This is a genomic window from Candidatus Persebacteraceae bacterium Df01, from assembly GCA_030386295.1.
Taxonomy (GTDB): domain Bacteria; phylum Pseudomonadota; class Gammaproteobacteria; order Tethybacterales; family Persebacteraceae; genus Doriopsillibacter; species Doriopsillibacter californiensis.
In genome coordinates this window covers 435,864-455,906 of the sequence record JANQAO010000003.1, presented here as the reverse complement: position 1 = coordinate 455,906, position 20,043 = coordinate 435,864, and the positions used below count along the sequence as shown (strand labels likewise).

Sequence of the window (20,043 nt, the reverse complement as noted above, 5' to 3'; positions counted from 1 at the left end):
GGCTTGGCCGGCTTGGCGTAGCGGGCGTCTGCCACCGGCGGAATCTTTGCGTCATGAGTAATATTGTCGTTTGTGGTACCGATTTGCATAAAACATTTATTGCCGGTGGCGGCACGCAACAAGTTCTGGATGGCGCAAATTTAACTGTACGCGCTGGGGAAACGTTAGCCATCGCTGGTACATCCGGCTCTGGTAAAACTACGCTATTGCATATTTTAGGTGGCTTGGATATGCCAGATTCCGGCAATGTCGCTGTGGAAGAAAAAGAATGGAGGCAGCTGTCACCAACTGCTGCGGCTCGTTGGCGCAACGCCAAATTAGGCTTTGTTTTTCAATTTCATTTATTGTTGCCCGAATTTACGGCACTAGAAAATGCAGCGATGCCGCTTATTATTCGTCGTTTGCCGCGAGAGCAAGCGATGGAACGGGCACATCGGTGTCTGGAGCAATTGGGGATGAATGCGCATAGCGGTAAAACGCCAGAAAAACTGTCTGGCGGAGAGCGTCAGCGAGTAGCGGTAGCGCGTGCACTGGCAGGTAACCCCGCCTGTATTCTTGCCGATGAACCCACCGGAAATTTGGATCGGCGCAACGCCGATTCTGTATTTAATGCACTACTGGAAGTTGCTACTGCGCAACATACTGCCGTTATCGTGGTTAGCCATGATGAGCGGCTGGCAGTATTAGCTCAACGTCGTGTTCGCCTGATTGATGGAAGGTTGGAAGAATTGGCATGAAAATTTTATTTGTATGCACTGGCAATATTTGTCGCTCTCCGTCTGCGGAAGCAATATTACGAAAATATTGTAACGATGCTGGATTAAAGTGGACGATTGACTCTGCCGGTACTGGTGGTTGGCACGAGGGAGAAGCTCCCGACTCACGAGCGCAACAAGCCGCGGAAGCGAGAGGTTACGACATGCGTGGTATTACCGCTCGCTCATTGTGTGTTAATGATTATGTGCAATTTGACCGCATATACGCCATGACGGAAGAGCATTATCGTTTTTTGCGCGCCAACGCGCCAGCGCAGTGTCCAGCAGATTTGATATTATTTATGGGGATTGTGAAAGAAAACACCGATGTTCCAGACCCTTACTATGGCGGTGACGCTGGTTTTGAGCGCATGATAGATATGTTAGAACAAGGTTGTGGTGCACTCATTGAGCAGTTTTCTTAACTAAAAACGAGTAATTAATATGCGTGAAAGAATACCTTTTCGCGCAATAAACAGCCGTTTTTTTGCCGTCTATGGACGCCATAAATTTAACTATCGCTTGTTGGTGAGGTTGTGAATGTCGTCAAGACTAATAATATTGTCGTGTTTTCTACTCCTTGATAACCAGTAATTCAACAGTGGTTTTTCTTTCACGTTGAATATATTTTTTATCTTTACAAAATAAGATAGGCTATAAATGCCGAATTTGCTAAATGTCATAGTATAATGAGCGGCTTATGAAAGTACGTTCTTCAGTCAAGCGCATTTGTCGCCATTGTCAAATTATTCGCCGCAACGGGCGGGTTTGGGTATTGTGTAAAGAAGTTCGCCACAAGCAGCGTCAAGGATGATGTCTATGAAATGTGATGACTTTTGCCGTTGTGGAAAGGCTAATTGCTAGTAATATGTTGTGTTATAATAATCTACTCTTATGATACGAATATCCGGCGTTGTTGTCCCCGAATATAAGCATGTGGAAATCGCGTTAACAGCGATTTACGGCATCGGTAGAGCACGGGCGAGAGAAATTTGTCGGCGTGCTGATATTGATCCTGGGGTTCAAATGAAAACCCTGAGTGATGACAAAAAAGAGTTTTTGCGCGTAGAAATCGGTAAATATGTCATTGAGGGCGATTTGCGTAGAGAAATATCCATGAATGTCAAGAGGCTAATGGATTTGGGTTGTTATCGTGGGCTTCGCCATCGTCACGGATTAACTGTGCGTGGGCAGCGAACTCGAACTAATGCTCGAACTCGTAAAGGACCGCGTCGTCTTCGGGTGAAAAAATAATACCTTTTAGCAAATAAATATAATGGCTCATCAAAGTTCAGGAAAAAAAATTAAGCGCGTGGTGCAAGATGCCGTGGTGCATGTGACAGCAACTTTTAATAATACTATTGTGACTTTTGCCGATCGTCACGGTAATGTGTTGGCGTGGGCGACAACGGGTTCTTCCGGTTTTAAGGGGGCGCGCAAGGGGACGCCTTATGCAGCTCAAATCACAGTAGATGGGGTGGGTAAAAAAGCGCAGGAAATGGGCGTTCAAAACGTGGACGTGCGGTTACAGGGCGTAGGTTCTGGTCGCGACTCGGCAGTGCGGGCGCTGTATGCCATGGGTTTTAAAGTAAATTCCATTTCCGATGTAACACCAATGCCGCATAACGGTTGCCGTCCGCCTAAGCGTCGTCGAGTTTAACTTTTAGGAGAAAAAGAAATGGCACGTTACACAGGGCCCACTTGCAAGCTCGCCAGACGTGAAGGGGTTGATTTAATGCTTAAAAGCGGCGTTAAGCCGCTTGAAAAAAAGTGCCGTCTCAAAACAACGCCAGGCGGCAATAAGCGAGGCAATGCTCGCGGTTCTGATTATCTTGACCATTTGCGAGAGAAACAAAAACTGCGGCGCATATATGGTTTATTAGAGCGTCAATTTCGCAATTATTATCAGCGTGCTGACCGCGCCCGAGGTGCGACCGGTGATATTTTAGTGCGGATGCTTGAGTCTCGTTTAGACAATGTGGTGTATCGTATGGGTTTTGCATCCACCCGAGCTCACGCACGTCAAGTGGTTTCGCACAAAATGATATTGGTAGATGATAAGCCGGTTAACATTCCTTCTTTTCAAGTTGCCGTTGGTCAGGTTATATCTCTCACAGAAAAAGCAAGTGCTTTGCAGATGGTTAAAGATACCGTAGCACTAGCGCAAACGCTTCCACGACCGGAGTGGGTGGATGTGGATTTCGAAAAAATGCAAGGTGTGTATCGCGAATGGCCAGCGCATGAAAATGTAGCTCAAGACGTGAACACCAACCTCATTGTTGAGTATTATTCTAAATAAAGAGCAGACAGGTATGACACAAACTTTTTTGAAACCGGCTATTTCTGGCGTTCGCTCGCTAGGGCCAATGACATCTAGGGTAACAATTGAGCCTTTGGAACGTGGTTTTGGTCATACGCTCGGTAATGCTTTGCGGCGAGTGATGATGTCTTCTATTCCCGGTTTTGCCGCTACCGAAGTAAAAATTAACGGTATCATGCACGAGTACGACCGAGTTGAGGGAATGCGTGAAGATGTTGTTTGGCTAATTCTTAATCTTAAAAACGTTATTTTTAAGCTAAATGATAGCGATCGTGAGGTGGTGAAATTAGTTAAAAAAGGGCCATGTACAGTGGTTGCAGGCGATATTCAATTGTCCCAGCATGTGGAAATTGTTAATCCTGACCATGTTTTAGCAGTGCTTACCAAAAGTGGCGAGCTGGAAATGGAAATTGTAGTGGAAAGTGGTGTTGGCTATCAGCCGGCATCAATCATTGAAGGTGATTCAAAACGTGTTGGGGCGCTGTATTTAGACGCCTCATTTTGTCCTGTCAAGCGGATGAATTTTTCAGTAGGCTCAACCCGCCACGAAAATCGTGTTGATTTGGACCGTTTGATAATGGATATTGAATCCAACGGCATTTTTACTTGCGAAGAAATTATCCGTTATGCTTCTCGTATCTTAATTGATCAATTTAAAGTGTTTTCTGAAGTTGGCGGTGAAGAGACAGTGTCCGTTATAGAAAATGTAGGCGCACACAGGGAAGCTCAGTATCATCCACTATTCTCTGAAAAAGTAGAGACGCTTGATTTGGCTGTGCGTTCCTTAAATTGCTTGCGACAAGAAAGCATCCGGTACATTGGCGAATTGGTGCAGAGAGAAGAAAAAGAACTTATGCGCATGCCAAATTTAGGCCGAAAGTCGCTTTTGGAAATCAAACAGGCACTTGCTACTCGTGATTTGAGTCTAGGTGTGGAAGTATCAAGCTGGAAAGCCCCTAGATAATCATGCGTCACAGACACGGTCCACGCAAACTCAATATTACGGATGGCGCACATCGTCGCGCTATGATGCGCCATATTGGCGGTGCATTAATTCGTCATGAACAAATTAAGACAACGTTGGCAAGAGCCAAAGAGTTACGGCGTTTTATAGAACCTTTAATTACGCTTGGTAAAAAACCCAGTGTCCACAACCGACGTTTAGCGTATGCTCGCCTTCAAGATAGAGAAATGGTAAGTAAGCTTTTCGATATTTTAGGTGTGCGTTTTGCACAGCGCCCGGGAGGATATATTCGGGTACTTAAAAGCGGTTATCGTCGTGGTGACTGTGCGCCAATGGCATTGGTAGAACTTGTGGACAAGCCTGCGGAAGAAGAAATCGCCGCGCAGGTTGCTACGATAAAAGAGAAAGAAGCTGCGGTGGTTGCAAAAAGCGCAGCAAAAAGTGCAAAAGCATCGTCTGAAGATAATAAAAATCAGGAAAGTGACGAAGCTTCAGATAAACCTTCCACCAAAGAAGAAAAATAAACATTCGTTTAGCTCTGATTTTTTCAGGATTTTAAATAGGAGTAGGCCGAGGCGCACATTCCATATAGCAAAGCCGTTATAATTCATAGCCAAATTGTGGTGATGAAAGGAATATTATGCGTATTATTTTGTTAGGACCTCCGGGTGTGGGAAAAGGCACGCAAGCAGAAAAAATTTGCGAATATTTTGGTTTTGCACGTATTTCTACCGGTGATATGTTGCGTGACAATATTTCCCGCCAAACTACATTAGGCTTGCAAGCTAAACAAATCATGAACTCTGGTGAGTTGGTGTCGGATGAGATTATTTTGGAAATAGTTCGGATACGGACGCAATCCGATGACTGTCGCGTCGGTTGTTTGTTTGATGGTTTTCCGCGTACATTGCCACAGGCACAAGCGTTGGACGATTCGCCAGCAGCGCCTGATGTAGTGGTTGATTTAGATTTAGATGATGATAGCATTATTTTGCGTCTGTGTGGTCGGAGTGTGCATCCAGCGTCTGGGCGCGTATATCATGTTACATTTTCACCGCCTAAAATTCCGGGAAAAGATGATATTACTGGCGAACCCTTGGTGCGGCGTGATGACGATAACGAAGATACGGTACGCACTCGACTGGAAGTATTCCGCCTTCAGACAGCGCCGCTCAAAATGCATTATAGCGATGCTGCCGAACAGGGACGAGTGCGTTTTATCGGTTGTGATGGCGGTAGGAAAATTGAGGAAATCACGCACCAGTTAATTCAAGAAATTCAAAAATTGCGGTAATGAAAAAACACAATCTATGTTACGCCCAATCGGGTGGTGTAACTGCTGTTATTAACACTTCTGCGGCTGCCGTAATTGCTGCGGCAAAAACTACACCGGCTGTTCATCGCGTATATGCAGCTCAAAATGGTATTTTAGGTGTGTTGAACGAAGAATTAATAGAAACTTGGCATGAGAGTGGAAAGTCGCTGAGGCAACTTGAACAAACGCCGGGTGGTGCCTTTGGTTCTTGTCGTGTTAAATTACCTGATCCCAATGATGACTTAGTGCCGTATGCGCGTTTAATGGACGTCTTTGCTGCTCACGATATTCGTTATTTTTTGTATAACGGCGGTAATGATTCTGCGGACACGGCGATGAAATTGTCTGCTGCCGCCCGTACACTAAACTATCCTTTAGTTGTTGTAGGCGTGCCAAAAACTATTGACAATGATTTGGCTGCTACGGATACTTGTCCGGGGTTTCCCTCGGCAGCTAAATATGTAGCGGTTAGCATTGCTGAAACAATGCTGGATGTGGCTTCTATGTCGGCGACTTCTACAAAAGTGTTTGTATTGGAAGTCATGGGGCGTCACGCTGGATGGCTGGCAGCGGCAGCCGGTATGGCGGTACCGGTGGGTGGTGGGGCGTTGATGATTTTGCCGCCAGAGGTGCCTTGGCGCCGTGCTCATTTTGTTGCTACGTTACACCGTCGTGTAAAGAAATACGGTTATGCTGCAGTAGTCGTGTCAGAAGGTCTTTGTGATAGTAAAGGTAATTTTCTTTCCGCCGATGGTACAGATCAATTTGCGCATCATCAATTGGGTGGCGTGGCTCCTATTATTGCTGATGTGGCAAAGCATGCGGGATATAAATGCCATTGGGGAGTGGCGGATTACATGCAGCGTGCGGCTCGCCATATTGCTTCGGCAGTTGATGCCAAGCAAGCTGTTGCTGTAGGAGAAGTTGCCGTGCAATTGGCGGTACAAGGTAAAAACGCTTATACGCCAGTTATTCGTCGTTTGTCTGATTCACCGTACCGTTGGCGTGTGGAAGCGACGTCACTCAAAAAAGTCGCTAATCGCGAACGCAAACTGCCAACAACGTATTTCAATCGCGAGCAATATTGTATTACCGCTGCCGGTCGTCGTTATTTATCGCCGCTGATTAAGGGAGAGGCATATCCTACGTACAATGCTACGGGTTTGCCAGAGTATGCAATATTAAAAAAACAATTAGCACACAAAAAATTACCGCCGTATTCGGCAAATTAATAAAGTGTAAAAATCAAAACATTTTTTAAGGATTGGATAAGTGTGCCGTGACGAACGTTCGTTACATTTTTCCTATAGGATGAATAAAGTAATTTGAAATTGGGAGATATGTTCAGTCATTTCTAAAAGAGCGGCTGTTCAAAGGTTGAAATTCGTATGCGGCTTTTGTCTTTTGAGACAGCAAAACAAAAATTCTTGTGCTGTGCCAAAAGGCGTCACATGTTTTTTCGTCCGGCAGCAATTTTTTTTAAACTCATGTTTGAACTTGTTTATCAGTGTTTCCTCACTGTATTGTCTTACGTCAAGGTCGCTACATTTTCGTGGGCCATTTTTTGAAAAAGTTCCAATAATTATATGACCAGTTACGCATTTTTTTGTGATTTTGATATATTTGGCAATATCTTTTCTGGTGGTCAAAAAATGAAATGCTGCTCTGTCATGCCAGACATCAAACATTGTCGCCGGTTCAAATTCCGTTACGTCGCCGACAATCCAGTTAACCGTTTCCGCCCTGTCGCCAAGTCGTTTTTTTGTTTTATCAAGTGCCTTAGCAGAAATATCCAACACAGTGATATTTGTATATCCGTCGTTAATCAAGAAGTTTACCAAATTGCTGTTACCACCGCCGATGTCAATAATGGCGGCGGCCTTATCCAAATTTAATAAATAAATAAAATCAAGCGATATTTGGGGAATTTCTTGCGTCCAGCTGAGTTGGTGCGGTTCTTTGCTTTGATAAATTGTTTCCCAGTGATTTTTTCTTTCCTTTGTCATGACTATTTTTTTATGCGATAAAAGCTATAAAATAATCTATTATGGGATTGTGAAAGTTATGAGTAGTCAAAAAACGGGTAGTAGAATGCGCATTTGGAGTCCGTCTTTAGGATTGTGTGTTGGTGAGTCAGCGTAAATCATCAACGATATTATCATAGCCACTATTGCCAATTTTCCCCAAACCAGAAAATTCAACGCCAATACTGTAAGATACTTTATTGTCGCCGCTACTGGCTCCGTGATTGGTTACTTTAAAAAATAATTTCCAGCAATCACAATCATCACGCAGTTCAACGGCAAAGGCGGATTCGGCAAATGTATCAGCATCCATCAAATAACGGGAGAGAAAAGCGATATCCATACGTTTGCCGAGCGGCATTGAACCACCCGCTAGCACGCTTTCTTCTTCTTCTATAAGCATTCCGACACGCAGTAGGCGGCGGTTGCCAAAATCTGCTCGTGTATCGGCGTATGAGCTTTCAAAAGTACTATTGGCGGTATTCCATTCGGTGTCAGCTTCCAGTCGCCATCTTTCTGCTGCGCGGATACGCAACGCGACAATAATATTAGCAAAACCACTTGATGGTGGTGTGCTTTCATCGGGCAAGATAATTCTCGGGCGTCGCAAATAATAACGTTGTGCGAATTCTAGTGATGCCAGTTCGCGGGTGGTATCAAAGTCCCACCAACGAAAGTTAATGCCATAGGCCAACCAATGTGCATCCGCCGCGCGATCATCGCCGCTAAAACGATTCCAATCATAAATGCCGCCGGCTGAAAAACGCCGTAATGCCGTGTCAAACAACGGTGCGCGATGTTGTTGGGCATTTTCTGGTGCATAGGCGTACGCCAATTGCCATTGATAACTCGCTCCTTCTTGTTGCCATGGTGTTGGGCGATATCCAGAATCTGCCCGTATAAGTCCATAAGGCACTATAAATTGGGCATCTTCAGTATTGTCACCATCCGAATCATAAAGAGCTGCGTGAAAACCTATTTCTGGACGAATATGCCAATTTCCTACTTCAAATTGTTTCCACGCACCAGTGCGCCACAGCCAGCGGTCGGCTTCCTGTTGTGTATCATTATTGCGCTTGAATTTGGAGTATTCCCAATCGGATCGCCAAGCATAAGCGTCGAGTCGACCATCATAATGTGCCCATAGTTGCGGCAAAATATCATGTGGAGGTATCAGTTGCGTGTCTAGCGTTTTGAGTGATTCGGCGGCAGCGCCAAATCGCCAATTGTCACCGACATATTCCCAGCGTGCCCGCCGTGGTAGGTTGCGTATAGCTAGTAGATTCGTATCATCACTAAAATCACGGAAGTATCGCGAGTCTGAAACATTATCGGCAGTTAATTCTAACCGCCAGTTTGAAGACGTCCATACGTGGTTCACATATTGCCTGCCGCGGTTTTCACTGGTAAACAGTGACCAGTCCACTTGCATGTTGCCACTATGTTGTGGAGTTAGATAGCGAAAATTATTTTTAAGTAAAAAACCGTGTTTACCCGACCAACCGAGTTCGGTAGTCGCATCATAATTTTCTGCCAAAAACCAATAATACGGTACGTTCATGCTAAAACCTTCGTTATTGCTGTAGTCTGCATCAGGCCACAAAAAACCACTGCGCTTGGCATCACCAATCGGTAGCGAAAAGCGAGGTAGGTAAATTAGCGGTATGCCGCTGGCGCGTAGTAGCATGTGTCTTCCTTCCATGTTGTCGGCATCCAACCGCAGTTCATTAGCTTCCAGCCACCAGTCACGGGCGGTGACAGGACAACTAGTTATTTCCGCCTTTTCTGCGCGATAATAATCAGGCTCTATAAAAAGCACGCTACTTGTCATTTGCAAGCTGCCGGCTTCTAAATTTACCGCTTGTGCCGTGCCGCGCTGTGCTTGCGGTTGATAGCGTAAGGAATCACCATGTAGCAGATAATCAGGTGACTGTAATTTAAAAGCTGATGGTACTTGCAACAAATCGGTAGCGTGGTCGTATTCTAGCGTTTCCGTATTAAGCGTGAAATCTCTAAAACAGGCTTTGACATCACCGTGTGCTTGACCGCGCGTTGAGCTGCCTTTTATATGTTGTGCTTCTATGCGTACATCACCCGGTGTCGTCGTCGGCAAGTCGGCAGCCGGCACCGACAACGCGGCGGCAGCTAAACAGGTGACGGGCAATCGGATAAAATATGCAAAAGACATAAAATGGGAAAAAAGGCAAACATTCTAACATCCGCAGATAGTCGTCTGACGGCGTGGGTGCAACAGGTATTGGATAATGCCACTGTTGTGCCGCTTTGTGGCGACGCCAGTTTTCGCCGTTATTTTCGCGTGCATGCTGGTGAACAAGCATTTATTTTGATGGATTCGCCACCGCCTGAAGATATTGGGCGTTTTTTACGTGTTCGTAGTTTTTTTGCTGAAGCCGATATTTCCGTTCCTGCCCTTATCGCTGCCGATGAAGTACAAGGGCTGGCGCTGTTGGAAGATTTTGGTGATGCGACGTATCTTGATTGTTTGCGAAAAAATGTTGACACTGACAAACTGTACGCCGATGCTTGGTGCACACTCATCACTATGCAGCAGTTGTCGGCGGACAGTGGACTCACGCCACCGTATGATGCGTCTTTGCTTATGGCGGAACTCATGCTGTATCCTGATTGGTATTGTGCGCGGTACCGGCAAATGCCGTTAAATGGTCATCAGCGTGAGATATTTGATGACGCTGCGGCTTGGCTTGTAGAAAAAATATTAATGCAGCCGCAAGTTGTTGTACACCGAGATTTTCACGCCCGTAATTTAATGCGATTATCCGGCGCGCGCAATCCGGGAGTGCTAGATTTTCAGGATGCGGTTGTTGGTTCGGCGGCATATGATATGGTGTCATTGTTGCGCGATGCGTACATTGAATGGCCGCGTGAACAACAGCAAACGTGGCTGTACGCGTATTGGCGCAGTGCTGTTACCGCCGGCCTTGCGTTGCCCGAAAAATTTGACGAGTATTGGCGGGACTTTAACATTGTCGGTGCTCAACGTGCGCTCAAAGTGTTGGGTATTTTTGCTCGGTTGTGCAAGCGTGATGGCAAAGTCGGTTATTTATCTGACATGCCCTTGGTGCAAAAACATTTACTTGTTGCTTGTGAGGAAGTTCCAGAATTGGCGCAGTTGGGTACTTTGGCTACCGCGCTACCACCGTCAGCATGAGCATTTCGCAAGCAATGCTCTTGGCGGCCGGACGTGGCATTCGGTTGCGTCCGCTTACTGACACTATTCCTAAACCACTATTAGAAGTTGGTGGCGATTCATTGATTTCACGACATTTATGTCGAATACAAGCGGCTGGAATTATTGATATAACGATCAACGTTTCGCATTTGGGCGACAAAATCTGTCAATCACTTGGTGATGGTAGTGATTTTGGAGTGCGCCTGCGTTATTCTGTGGAAGAGGAGCCCTTGGAAACTGCTGGTGGGATTAAATTGGCATTGGCACGTGGCTTGTTGGCAGCAGATGATCCTTTTCTATGTGTGAATACTGACATTATTTGTGATTATGATTTTGCTCACCTACCACGATTGCCTGCCGACAAATGCTGTCATTTGATTTTAGTAGATAATCCGCCGGCGCATCCGCGTGGCGATTTTTCGTTGGAAAAAAGCAACTTGTTGCTACCGCCTGCGGTGAACACATACACGTACAGCGGTATTGGCGTGTATCATCCGGTGTTGTTTAGTGGGTTAGAAATAGGCAAACCGGAGGCTATGTTGCCGTTGTTGAAAGTTGCCATTGCTAAGCGGCTTGCAGATGGTGAAATATACGGTGGGCTGTGGCACGATACCGGAACGCCGGAGTCTCTAGCAGCGGCACGCCGCGCTGTCTCGCAAAGTGGCTGCTAAATATCTTTGTTATGTTGCAGTTCACTGTCATCGCGCTGTTGCTGCCACATAGCGGTATACAAGCCATTTTGTGCCAACAACTGCTCATGTTGTCCGTGTTCAATAATTTGCCCTGCTGACAACACAAAAATTTCATCAGCGTCTGCTACCGTGGATAGGCGATGAGCGATAACCAACGTGGTACGGGTACTGGAGACCGTACTCATTGCTTGTTGGATGCTTTTTTCAGTCAGTGAATCCAAAGCGCTGGTAGCTTCGTCAAACACGCAAATTACAGGATTTTTGAGGATTGCCCGCGCAATCGCCACTCGCTGTTTTTCACCGCCGGACAATTTGAGTCCGCGTTCGCCGACAATAGTGTCATAACCTTCAGGTAGCGTATTAATAAATGTGTCAATCGCCGCCTGTTGTGCTGCCCTAGAAATATTTTCTGAAGATGCCTGAAAATGACCATAGCGTATATTGTGGAGTAACGTGTCGTTAAACAGCACCGAATCTTGCGGTACTACACCAATGGCAGCGCGGACCGAATCCTGTCGGCAAAGGCGAATATCTTGGTCGTCAATCAAAATGGTGCCGTTTTGTGGATCATAAAAGCGAAACAGCAGTCGTGCGATGGTGGATTTGCCCGAACCGGAAGGGCCAACAATAGCTACTTTATTCCCCGCCGCCACTGTAAAAGACACGCCGTTCAGCACGTCGCCGCGCCCGTAGCCGAAACGAACATTACGAAATTCAATCGCGCCGCCAGCGGGAATAAATGCTGGCGCGCCTGGGAGATCAAAAACTTCTTGTTTTTCATCCAACAATGAAAACATCCTGTCCATATCGGTTACCGCCTGGCGGATTTCACGATATACCGATCCTAAAAAATTAAGCGGTAGATAGAGTTGCAAAATGTAGCTGTACACCACAACGAAATCGCCCGGTGTATATCGCTCTTCGGCGACACCTATGCCTGCCAGCATCATTACCACAAACAAACCGCAGGCGATGAGCAACCCTTGTCCAATATTAAGTAGTGACAATGATGTGCGATTTTTTATTGCAGCATCTTCGTAGACACGCAAGGTTTTTTCATAGCGCGTCGCTTCTTTTTCTTCTGCCCCAAAATATTTAACGGTTTCATAATTGAGTAGGCTGTCTATAGCGCGCGTATTCGCTTTTTCGTCCGCAGCGTTCATGCGCCGTCGAAATTTCAATCGCCATTCAGTTATCCAGATGGTATAAATGGCATAGCCGATGAGAGTAACGAACGATACTAGTGCAAAGCGCCAGTCAAACTTCCACCACAGCACACCGCAAACCAGCACAATGCCGAGCAGTGTTGGAAAAATGTGAAAGGCTGCAAAAGTCAGTAGTAATTCAATGCTTTTAACGCCGCGCTCAACTACTCGTGACAGACCACCAGTCTGCCTATCCAGATGAAAACGCAGTGACAACGCATGCAAGTGACGAAATGTTTTTAATGCCAGCGAACGGATGGCGCGTTGGGCAACGCGGGCAAAAACATAATGTTTGAGTTCGTCAAATATCTGTTGTAGCAGGCGGGCGACCACAAAGCCACCGATAACCGTCGCCAGTAGTCCCATACCAAATGTGCTACTTCCGACCACGTCCACCGCTTTTCCCAATAGTGGGGCTACCGCTAATGCCGTTATTTGTTGTAAAAACAGTAGGAATAAAGCGATAATAGCGCGGCGACGCAAGATGGTATCGTTTGAAGGCCATAAATATGGCCAAAAGGTGGCCAATGTTGCGAACGTAGAGCGTGTGGGAACGGCAGAATTGGCAGACGACATAAATATTAGATTCTACGCTTATTATAAAATTGACTGCCACAACGTTGCACCTTGTTTTCGCTGTTGTTTGTTAGAATCTCCCATTTTTGATTGGGGAAATAGAGTGAAAAATTATCTGTTCACATCCGAATCCGTTTCCGCTGGTCACCCTGATAAAATTGCTGACCAGATATCTGATGCCTTGTTGGATGCTATTTTGCGCCAAGACGATGAGGGTATGCTTTCACGTGTCGCTTGTGAAACGTTAGTAAAGGGTGACGGTGATTCGGCAATTGGCAAGCGCGTCATTCTTGCTGGTGAAGTGCGTGCCAGTACGGAGTTAGCTGATGTCGAAAGCATTGTTCGTGATGTGATTAACCACATCGGTTATAACCATTCTGATTACGGGTTTGATGGCAATACTTGCATTATTGAAAATTATTTAGGGAGGCAGTCCGTTGACATCGCTATGGGCGTTGACAAACTAGGTGCTGGCGACCAGGGTATTATGTTTGGCTACGCTTGTCGTGAGACACCGTCGTTGATGCCATTGCCGATTGATTTGTCGCACCGTTTGATGCGTCGTCATGATGAAGTGCGCCGTAGTGGTCGCTTGCCTTGGTTGCGGCCGGATGCCAAGTCGCAGGTATCTGTGCGCTATCAAAACGGTGTTCCCACGCAGGTGGAAGCGGTGGTATTGTCTACCCAGCATGCGCCAGAAATTAACGGTAAAACGGTAATTGTCAATGATCAGCGTATTCGCGAAGCGGTAATTGAAGAAATTATCAAGCCTGTCATTAGCCCACAATTGCTTGCTACTGATTGTGCCTTTCACATTAATCCTACTGGATTGTTCGTTCTGGGAGGCCCTGCAGCTGATTGTGGCCTGACTGGACGCAAAATTATTGTGGATACTTATGGCGGTGCTGCACCACACGGTGGTGGGGCTTTTTCGGGTAAGGATCCGACCAAGGTAGACCGTTCCGCTGCTTATGCGTTACGCCATATTGCCAAAAATATTGTTGCCGCAGGCTTGGCAAACGTGTGCCAAATTCAAGCTGCTTACGCGATTGGCGTTGCCGAACCAGTTAGTGTGATGATTGATACGCGTGGCAGTGGTGATGATGAGAAGCTGGCGATTTTGGTGCGTGAGCGTTTTGACTTAACTCCCAGCGGAATTATTGAGCGGCTGAACTTGTGGAATCCCATATATCAACCTGCTGCCGCCTACGGTCATTTTGGTCGTGACGATGCTGATGGATTATTTACCTGGGAGGCTATAGGACTTTTGGATGATTTGCGCTAATTTATCGCTGATCGGAATTGAATAGCGTAAGGCAGGCTTTTGGTGGGTAGGGAATAGTCAAACGCTAAATCAGTAAGAATAAAAAGCAATATTATTACCGAGTGAGTACCTTCACGCAGAAAATAGCCGTTTTTTAATTTCTTCCGGTTATTAATCTGCAAGAATACAGGCATTCTTGAACTCAATAGTTATTGTTCGTTAATGAAGTTTTTCGTCCAAATCAATCTATAAATAATTGAAAGAGCTATATTTTATAAATTAATTATCTTTAGATTGTAGTTCGTCGCCGATTTGTTGAGCACGAGTCCGAGCGGATTGGATGGCTGTCTTAATGATTTTTTTTAGTTGTTTTTCTTCCATTACGTTAATGGCACGTTCAGTAACGCCGCCTTTTAAGGCTACTGCATGGCGTAATTCTGCGGGTGTTGTCTCTGTGAGCCGCGCCATTTCACCGCCACCACGGAGGGTTTGAATTGCTAAGCGTCTTGCCATTTGAGGTGGTATGCCCATTACTATTGCAGCTTCTTCCAAAGCTTCCAAAAAATAATATATATAGGCCGGTCCGCTACCAGAAATTGCGGTGATGGTATCCAAGAGAGATTCATTTTCAGTCCACACCACATCTCCTACTGCGGAAAACAAGCTATTAACGAGGGTGGATGTCGTCGCCGGTGGACGGGCATAGCAGGCAGTCATGCCATAACCGACAGCGGCTGGAGTGTTAGGCATAGCGCGCACCAGCATCGTCGGTGGCGAAGAGAACCATTGTTCCATGTTGGCTAAGCGTAAGCCGGCTGCAACGCTGACAATTGTCGCTGCTTGCGCTTGTTCACACACTGGTTGCATGTCTGTCGGCTTGACCGATAACACCAACAAATCAATGTTTGCCGGTAGATCGGCTTGTGCGGTTACCGTGGTTACGCCAAATTTTGTGTGCAAATGGGTACGTTTACCATCATTGCGGTCGGCGATGTAAATATTGGCAGCGGGGTGAGTTTTCACTAATCCGCCAACGAGTGCGGCGGTCATGTGGCCTCCACCAACAAAAGCGATTGTTGTATTCATGTGTTTTTCTGTTCTCTTTTTCCAAAAATTGCCGTTCCCACCCGTATATGAGTGGCTCCGGCGGCAATCGCTTGTTTGAAATCTCCACTCATTCCCATGGAGAGGGTGTCTAGTTTTATCCCGCAGCGAAGCTCAATTTCACCTCGTAAAGCTGCCAATTCGCGATAAGGCTCGCTATTACGCGTCCCTTGGCGAGGAATTGTCATGAGCCCACGTAGGGTTAAGTGAGGTAGGGAGACAACGGCTTGTGCTAATTCCAACGCTTCTTCGCGAGGCAGGCCGTGCTTATTATCATCAACATCAATATTTACTTGTAAACAAATGTTCAACTGGGGTAAATTTTTACGTGCGGTGGATAATTTTTCTGCTAAAGGCAGATTGTCAACAGTGTGCACCCAGTCAAATCGGCGGGCAACATGACTGGCTTTATTACGCTGTAAGTGACCGATAAAGTGCCAGGTAATAGGTAAATTTTTTAATTGTTGAATTTTGGCAAGACTTTCTTGCACATAATTTTCTCCCATATTTGCGATTCCCGCGGCGGCTGCCTCGCGCACATGGTTTTCTTCAATAGTTTTGCTTACGCCGATGACGGTCACCTCTTTTGGATCTCGTCCTGCGGCAATTGCCGCTTCTTTGACTTGTTGCAACAAGTGTTTTACGCTTTCATCAATATTTTTCATATAATTCTATTGGGAGGTTCATACGCCCGTTTTTTACGTATTAAATCAAAAAGGAACACTTTATGACTATCACCATTACCGAGTTGCTCGAATTTACGGTTGGCAGCGACGCTTCTGACTTGCATATTTCCAGTGGGCTACCACCAATGGTGCGAATTTCGGGTGAAGTTGAGGCGATTGACTCGCCGCCACTTTCCTCTGAGGAAGTGTATGCGATGATTAAGGAAATAACAAACGAAGAGCAGTACAACATTTTTAGAGAAATTTGGGATTTTGACTTGTCGTACCAACTTGGAGAAACAGCGCGTTTCCGGGTTAATTTGTTTGAACAAACGCGTGGCCCGGGCATTATTTGCCGAACCATTCCGACTAAAATATTGAGTCTGGAAGATCTCAAAGCGCCGGAAATATTTAAAGCTATCTCTCAACAGCCACGTGGTATCGTGTTAGTTACTGGACCCACCGGTTCGGGTAAATCTACTACGCTGGCAGCAATGATTAATGAAATCAATATGACCAGAAAAGAACACATTCTTACGGTTGAAGACCCAGTGGAATTTGTTCATAAACCCAATAAATCATTGATTAACCAGCGCGAAGTTAGCGCTCACACCAAAAGTTTTGCTGCTTCTTTGCGTGCCGCACTGCGGGAAGATCCGGATATCATCCTTGTTGGCGAAATGCGTGATCCGGAGACTATCGGTTTAGCATTAACGGCGGCAGAAACTGGACACTTGGTTTTTGGCACATTGCATACCAGTTCGGCCGCCAAAACTATTGACCGTGTGATTGACGTGTTTCCGTCTGGCGAGAAAGAAATGATTCGTTCCATGTTGTCAGAAAGTTTGCGTGCCGTAATTTCTCAGACGCTGCTCAAAAAAGTAAGTGGCGGTCGTGTGGCGGCTCATGAAATTATGATTGCAAATCAGCCAATTCGCAATCTCATTCGCGAAAACAAAGTGCCACAAATGTATTCAGCAATTCAGACGGGACAAAATATTGGTATGCAAACACTGGACCAAGATTTGAAACGGCTAGTAAACGAAGGGGTAATTGAAAAAGAAACTGCACTGAGGCTGGCTGTGAAAAAAGAAGACTTTATGTCAATGGGTGATACGGTCGATTAATAATATTCAGCCATCCAACGCCTTCTTGCTGGTCGGCAATATGGGTGGCAATGCCATTGGCAACAGCACTTAATGATTGAATTACTCGCGTTTTAGTGTTGTTATGGGCGCTTAAGTGAGCGGCTACCACGTGTTTAAGTTGAGGGTGTTGAATTTGACTAATTAACTCGGCGGTGGCGGAGTTTTCTAAATGTCCGAGTCGTCCAGCGATGCGTGCCTTGGTGCGTTGAGGATAGCGGTGATTGGCGGCGAGTAAATCTGCCGCATAATTGTATTCGACAATAAGCGCATGTAAATTATGGCAGGCGTTGCGTACCGCTGTCGTCACGTGTCCCAAATCAGTAAACAATCCTAGCCGTTGACTGCCGTTATCAAAAACAAATTGTACCGGCTCTGCAGCATCATGCGGCACAGTGACGGGCAACAGTTGTAAATCACCAATAGATGTAATAGTTCCCGCCTGCAAGCGAGTCCAGTTGCCATTAAAGCTAATCGCTTGTGCGGTGCCAGCAGTCATGTAAACGGGTTTTACCGTTTCCTTCAACAGAAAATTAAGACATTTGACGTGGTCACCATGCTCATGGCTAATGATGACGGCAGTGATTTCAGAAAGGCTCAAAAAACGCGCTGCTAGACGTTTTTTAAGATCGGTTAAAGAGAAACCGCAATCTACGAGCAGTGTGGTGTTGGTGTGCTCAACAACATAAGCGTTGCCGCCGGAACCGCTGCCCAGACAACAAAAACGCATGCGGAGAATAGTTAGGGAAGATTAATACTGATTAATTCTAACAAAACGGAAGATTGTGCTACGGTCAAATCTCCGTCATCGTCATCGGCTAATACTTCCACAATGGTGTCATTACCATCACCTCTAAGTGTGAGTTTGATGTCACGCAAGATGGGTTTTTCTTCGCCGAATAGCTTATTGAAAAAACTGGTTTCCACCTTACTGAAAATTTTGTTACTTTCTGGGCCGCCGCTGTGGCTGATGTAATAGGCGAGCTCAACATAATCGCGGTCGTTAATGGTGAATCCGCCTCGGTCTAGCCCAATACGAACTAACAACCACGACTCTTCTAGTGTTTTTTTGATACGCAATTGTGTTTCTTCTAGCACATAGTCTTTTTCAATTGCTTCGGCGGTAGCGATTTCTTCGGTAATAATTTCATTTTTATCCCCACCAGCAAAGTAAATCATCATTCTCCGCAACATTTCAGCTTCTAGTTGGGCGTCGGCAGGTAACGGTTCATAGTTACTAAAAAAACCATCTTTGTTAAATTGCGCAGCAAGGTGGCGGTGAGCAATGAATACCGAGCTTTGCTCGTCACTACCTTCTATCCGAGTGACAAATTTGTCACGCTTACCGCTATCGCGTACCCGATTGAGAATGTTGTCCAAAAGCGATCCCAGCCCGGGGGAGGCGACATCTTGACGTAAGTCCAGCCAGTCGGTTTCAATCGTGCCTAGCCGAGGATCTTCTTTGTACAATGGAAAACCGAGATCTTTCCAAAAATTATTTATTCTGACCCAAGTTTCCCCAGCACTTAAATCTACATTAATCCAGCGTAAATTACCGTCACGTTGGTAAGATACTTTGTGTTCGCTATCCAGCGGTACTTCGTTTTCTTCGGTAATAATGGTTGGCACCGAAGCAATTCGGTACTCACTAAGCAGTTGTGATTCTACTTGTCTGGCGTCGGTAATAATATCGGGCGGATATTGTAGCTCTTTACTTTCTTGATATTCCTCACGTTCATATTTTACTTTGCGCCCAGCGATAATATCTTCCACTGGTGATGAATCCAAATTGAGGCAGCTACTTAGCATAAGTGGCAGTAGGAGAACGGGGATGATTTTTTTTTGCACGAGTTAACTCCTCAATGTTGTCTGTCGGCTTGCTATTACTGCTTGCCGCACGGTTTCATGGTAGCGTTCTGCAAGAGGGATTAGGGGTAGACGAATGGTAGGAGCAATGCGCCCTTCGTCGGCCAACACCCACTTAACTGGAATAGGATTGCTTTCTATTCCTTGTGCTAGGTGAAAGGGTTGTAGGTGAGCATCTTTAGCATTGGCACCGTGAACATCGCCGGCAAGCGCGGCGGCAGACATCTGTTGCATTTGCAGGGGCGCGACATTGGCGGTGACAGAAATAACGCCATGTCCGCCAGTAAGCATATAAGCGCATGCCGTGCTGTCATTGCCACTATAAAAAAGAAAATTTTCAGGCAACGCTAAAAAGCGCTCTTTGGCGAGGCTTTGATTACCGGTGGCGTCTTTAATGCCGATAATATTGGGATGCTGAGCTAGTCGTTCCAGTGTGTCAGTATTAATGCTGGCCACGCAGCGACCAGGCACGTCGTAAATGATAATTGGCATATCTGAACAATTAGCGACGGTAGAAAAATGGCGAAACAGACCTTCTTGTGTGGGATTATTGTAATAGGGAATAACAGAAAGTCCAGCATTGGCTCCATCTGCGGCGGCACGGCGGGTAAGTAAAACTGCCTCTGCTGTGGCATTGCTACCGACGCCGGCGATAATCGGAATACGTCCGCTACTCCATTGAACAGTGTCAGCGATTAGCCTCTGGTTTTCTTTCATGCTGAGCGTCGGAGATTCTCCTGTAGTTCCGGCTGCTACAATTGCTTGCGTTTGTGATTCGAGATGCCAAACGAGAAGCTTTTTGAGTGCTTCATTGTCTACACTGTCATCCTCTCGCATGGGGGTGACAATGGCGACAATGCTTCCTCTAACGTTAAAATGAGACATAAGTTGCAAAGCCCTTATTTTACACTTTCCAGACGTGTCAGAGTTTGGAGGG

At 46.0% G+C, this 20,043-nt stretch carries 21 protein-coding genes and 1 pseudogene; 14 read left to right on the top strand and 8 right to left on the bottom strand.

The window, feature by feature from the left end:
• Window positions 1-53 precede the first annotated feature (53 nt).
• From NQX30_06980 to NQX30_06935, 10 genes and pseudogenes are all read left to right on the top strand, one after another.
• Complete coding sequence (locus NQX30_06980) at window positions 54-737, top strand: ABC transporter ATP-binding protein (protein ID MDM5148104.1); 684 nt, start codon at window positions 54-56, stop codon at window positions 735-737.
• Window positions 734-1,180 carry a low molecular weight phosphotyrosine protein phosphatase gene (locus tag NQX30_06975; protein MDM5148103.1) on the top strand — a complete coding sequence of 149 codons (447 nt, stop codon included), beginning with the start codon at window positions 734-736 and terminating at the stop codon, window positions 1,178-1,180. The genes NQX30_06980 and NQX30_06975 overlap by 4 nt, the downstream gene beginning before the upstream one ends.
• 275 nt (window positions 1,181-1,455) lie before the next feature.
• Window positions 1,456-1,569, top strand: coding sequence for a 50S ribosomal protein L36 (gene rpmJ, locus NQX30_06970; protein ID MDM5148102.1), 114 nt, complete (start codon window positions 1,456-1,458; stop codon window positions 1,567-1,569).
• Between the two features lie 80 nt (window positions 1,570-1,649).
• On the top strand, window positions 1,650-2,009 hold the full coding sequence (rpsM, locus tag NQX30_06965) for a 30S ribosomal protein S13 (protein MDM5148101.1): 360 nt from the start codon (window positions 1,650-1,652) through the stop codon (window positions 2,007-2,009).
• A gap of 22 nt (window positions 2,010-2,031) precedes the next feature.
• A complete protein-coding gene (gene rpsK / locus NQX30_06960) occupies window positions 2,032-2,415 on the top strand; it encodes a 30S ribosomal protein S11 (protein ID MDM5148100.1) in 384 nt (127 codons plus the stop codon).
• Between the two features lie 18 nt (window positions 2,416-2,433).
• Entirely contained in the window at window positions 2,434-3,054 is a 621-nt protein-coding gene (gene rpsD / locus NQX30_06955) for a 30S ribosomal protein S4 (protein MDM5148099.1), read from the top strand.
• A 13-nt stretch (window positions 3,055-3,067) separates the two neighbouring features.
• A complete protein-coding gene (locus NQX30_06950; protein MDM5148098.1) occupies window positions 3,068-4,039 on the top strand; it encodes a DNA-directed RNA polymerase subunit alpha in 972 nt (323 codons plus the stop codon).
• A gap of 2 nt (window positions 4,040-4,041) precedes the next feature.
• Window positions 4,042-4,413 (top strand): annotated as a pseudogene (rplQ, locus tag NQX30_06945) (50S ribosomal protein L17).
• Between the two features lie 266 nt (window positions 4,414-4,679).
• Window positions 4,680-5,333 carry an adenylate kinase gene (adk, locus tag NQX30_06940; GenBank protein ID MDM5148097.1) on the top strand — a complete coding sequence of 218 codons (654 nt, stop codon included), beginning with the start codon at window positions 4,680-4,682 and terminating at the stop codon, window positions 5,331-5,333.
• Window positions 5,333-6,586 carry a 6-phosphofructokinase gene (locus NQX30_06935; protein MDM5148096.1) on the top strand — a complete coding sequence of 418 codons (1,254 nt, stop codon included), beginning with the start codon at window positions 5,333-5,335 and terminating at the stop codon, window positions 6,584-6,586. Before adk ends, NQX30_06935 begins: the two co-directional genes overlap by 1 nt.
• Window positions 6,587-6,724: 138 nt before the next feature.
• Here NQX30_06935 and NQX30_06930 read toward each other — a convergent pair whose 3' ends face one another.
• Both NQX30_06930 and lptD read right to left on the bottom strand, forming a co-directional pair.
• Complete coding sequence (locus NQX30_06930; protein MDM5148095.1) at window positions 6,725-7,360, bottom strand: class I SAM-dependent methyltransferase; 636 nt, start codon at window positions 7,358-7,360, stop codon at window positions 6,725-6,727.
• 127 nt (window positions 7,361-7,487) lie between these two features.
• On the bottom strand, window positions 7,488-9,566 hold the full coding sequence (gene lptD / locus NQX30_06925) for an LPS assembly protein LptD (protein MDM5148094.1): 2,079 nt from the start codon (window positions 9,564-9,566) through the stop codon (window positions 7,488-7,490).
• Window positions 9,567-9,569: 3 nt separating this feature from the next.
• Between lptD and NQX30_06920 the strand changes: the two genes are divergently transcribed.
• Together NQX30_06920 and NQX30_06915 are read left to right on the top strand one after the other, a co-directional pair.
• Entirely contained in the window at window positions 9,570-10,568 is a 999-nt protein-coding gene (locus NQX30_06920) for a phosphotransferase (GenBank protein ID MDM5148093.1), read from the top strand.
• Complete coding sequence (locus NQX30_06915; GenBank protein ID MDM5148092.1) at window positions 10,565-11,260, top strand: nucleotidyltransferase family protein; 696 nt, start codon at window positions 10,565-10,567, stop codon at window positions 11,258-11,260. Before NQX30_06920 ends, NQX30_06915 begins: the two co-directional genes overlap by 4 nt.
• Here the strand turns inward: NQX30_06915 and NQX30_06910 are convergent.
• The gene (locus NQX30_06910; protein ID MDM5148091.1) at window positions 11,257-13,062 is read right to left on the bottom strand and encodes an ABC transporter ATP-binding protein/permease; all 1,806 of its coding nucleotides are present in this window, start codon (window positions 13,060-13,062) and stop codon (window positions 11,257-11,259) included. The two genes, NQX30_06915 and NQX30_06910, sit on opposite strands and share 4 nt — an antisense overlap.
• A gap of 103 nt (window positions 13,063-13,165) precedes the next feature.
• Between NQX30_06910 and metK the strand changes: the two genes are divergently transcribed.
• Window positions 13,166-14,347, top strand: a complete 1,182-nt coding sequence (gene metK, locus NQX30_06905; protein MDM5148090.1) for a methionine adenosyltransferase — start codon at window positions 13,166-13,168, stop codon at window positions 14,345-14,347.
• Window positions 14,348-14,605: 258 nt separating this feature from the next.
• Here the strand turns inward: metK and proC are convergent, their stop codons facing one another.
• Together proC and NQX30_06895 are read right to left on the bottom strand one after the other, a co-directional pair.
• Window positions 14,606-15,412 (bottom strand): pyrroline-5-carboxylate reductase, encoded by an 807-nt coding sequence (gene proC, locus NQX30_06900; protein ID MDM5148089.1) that lies wholly within the window; start codon window positions 15,410-15,412, stop codon window positions 14,606-14,608.
• Window positions 15,409-16,095, bottom strand: coding sequence for a YggS family pyridoxal phosphate-dependent enzyme (locus tag NQX30_06895; protein ID MDM5148088.1), 687 nt, complete (start codon window positions 16,093-16,095; stop codon window positions 15,409-15,411). Before NQX30_06895 ends, proC begins: the two co-directional genes overlap by 4 nt.
• A gap of 68 nt (window positions 16,096-16,163) precedes the next feature.
• Between NQX30_06895 and NQX30_06890 the strand changes: the two genes are divergently transcribed.
• On the top strand, window positions 16,164-17,222 hold the full coding sequence (locus NQX30_06890; protein MDM5148087.1) for a type IV pilus twitching motility protein PilT: 1,059 nt from the start codon (window positions 16,164-16,166) through the stop codon (window positions 17,220-17,222).
• Here the strand turns inward: NQX30_06890 and NQX30_06885 are convergent.
• From NQX30_06885 to dapA, 3 genes are read right to left on the bottom strand one after another with little or no spacing between them, the layout of a single operon-like run.
• Window positions 17,194-17,970 (bottom strand): MBL fold metallo-hydrolase, encoded by a 777-nt coding sequence (locus NQX30_06885; protein ID MDM5148086.1) that lies wholly within the window; start codon window positions 17,968-17,970, stop codon window positions 17,194-17,196. The two genes, NQX30_06890 and NQX30_06885, sit on opposite strands and share 29 nt — an antisense overlap.
• Before the next feature lie 11 nt (window positions 17,971-17,981).
• A complete protein-coding gene (bamC, locus tag NQX30_06880; protein ID MDM5148085.1) occupies window positions 17,982-19,088 on the bottom strand; it encodes an outer membrane protein assembly factor BamC in 1,107 nt (368 codons plus the stop codon).
• 3 nt (window positions 19,089-19,091) lie between these two features.
• Window positions 19,092-19,991: a 4-hydroxy-tetrahydrodipicolinate synthase gene (dapA, locus tag NQX30_06875; protein MDM5148084.1), complete on the bottom strand. Its 900-nt coding sequence runs from the start codon at window positions 19,989-19,991 to the stop codon at window positions 19,092-19,094.
• Window positions 19,992-20,043: the final 52 nt, after the last annotated feature.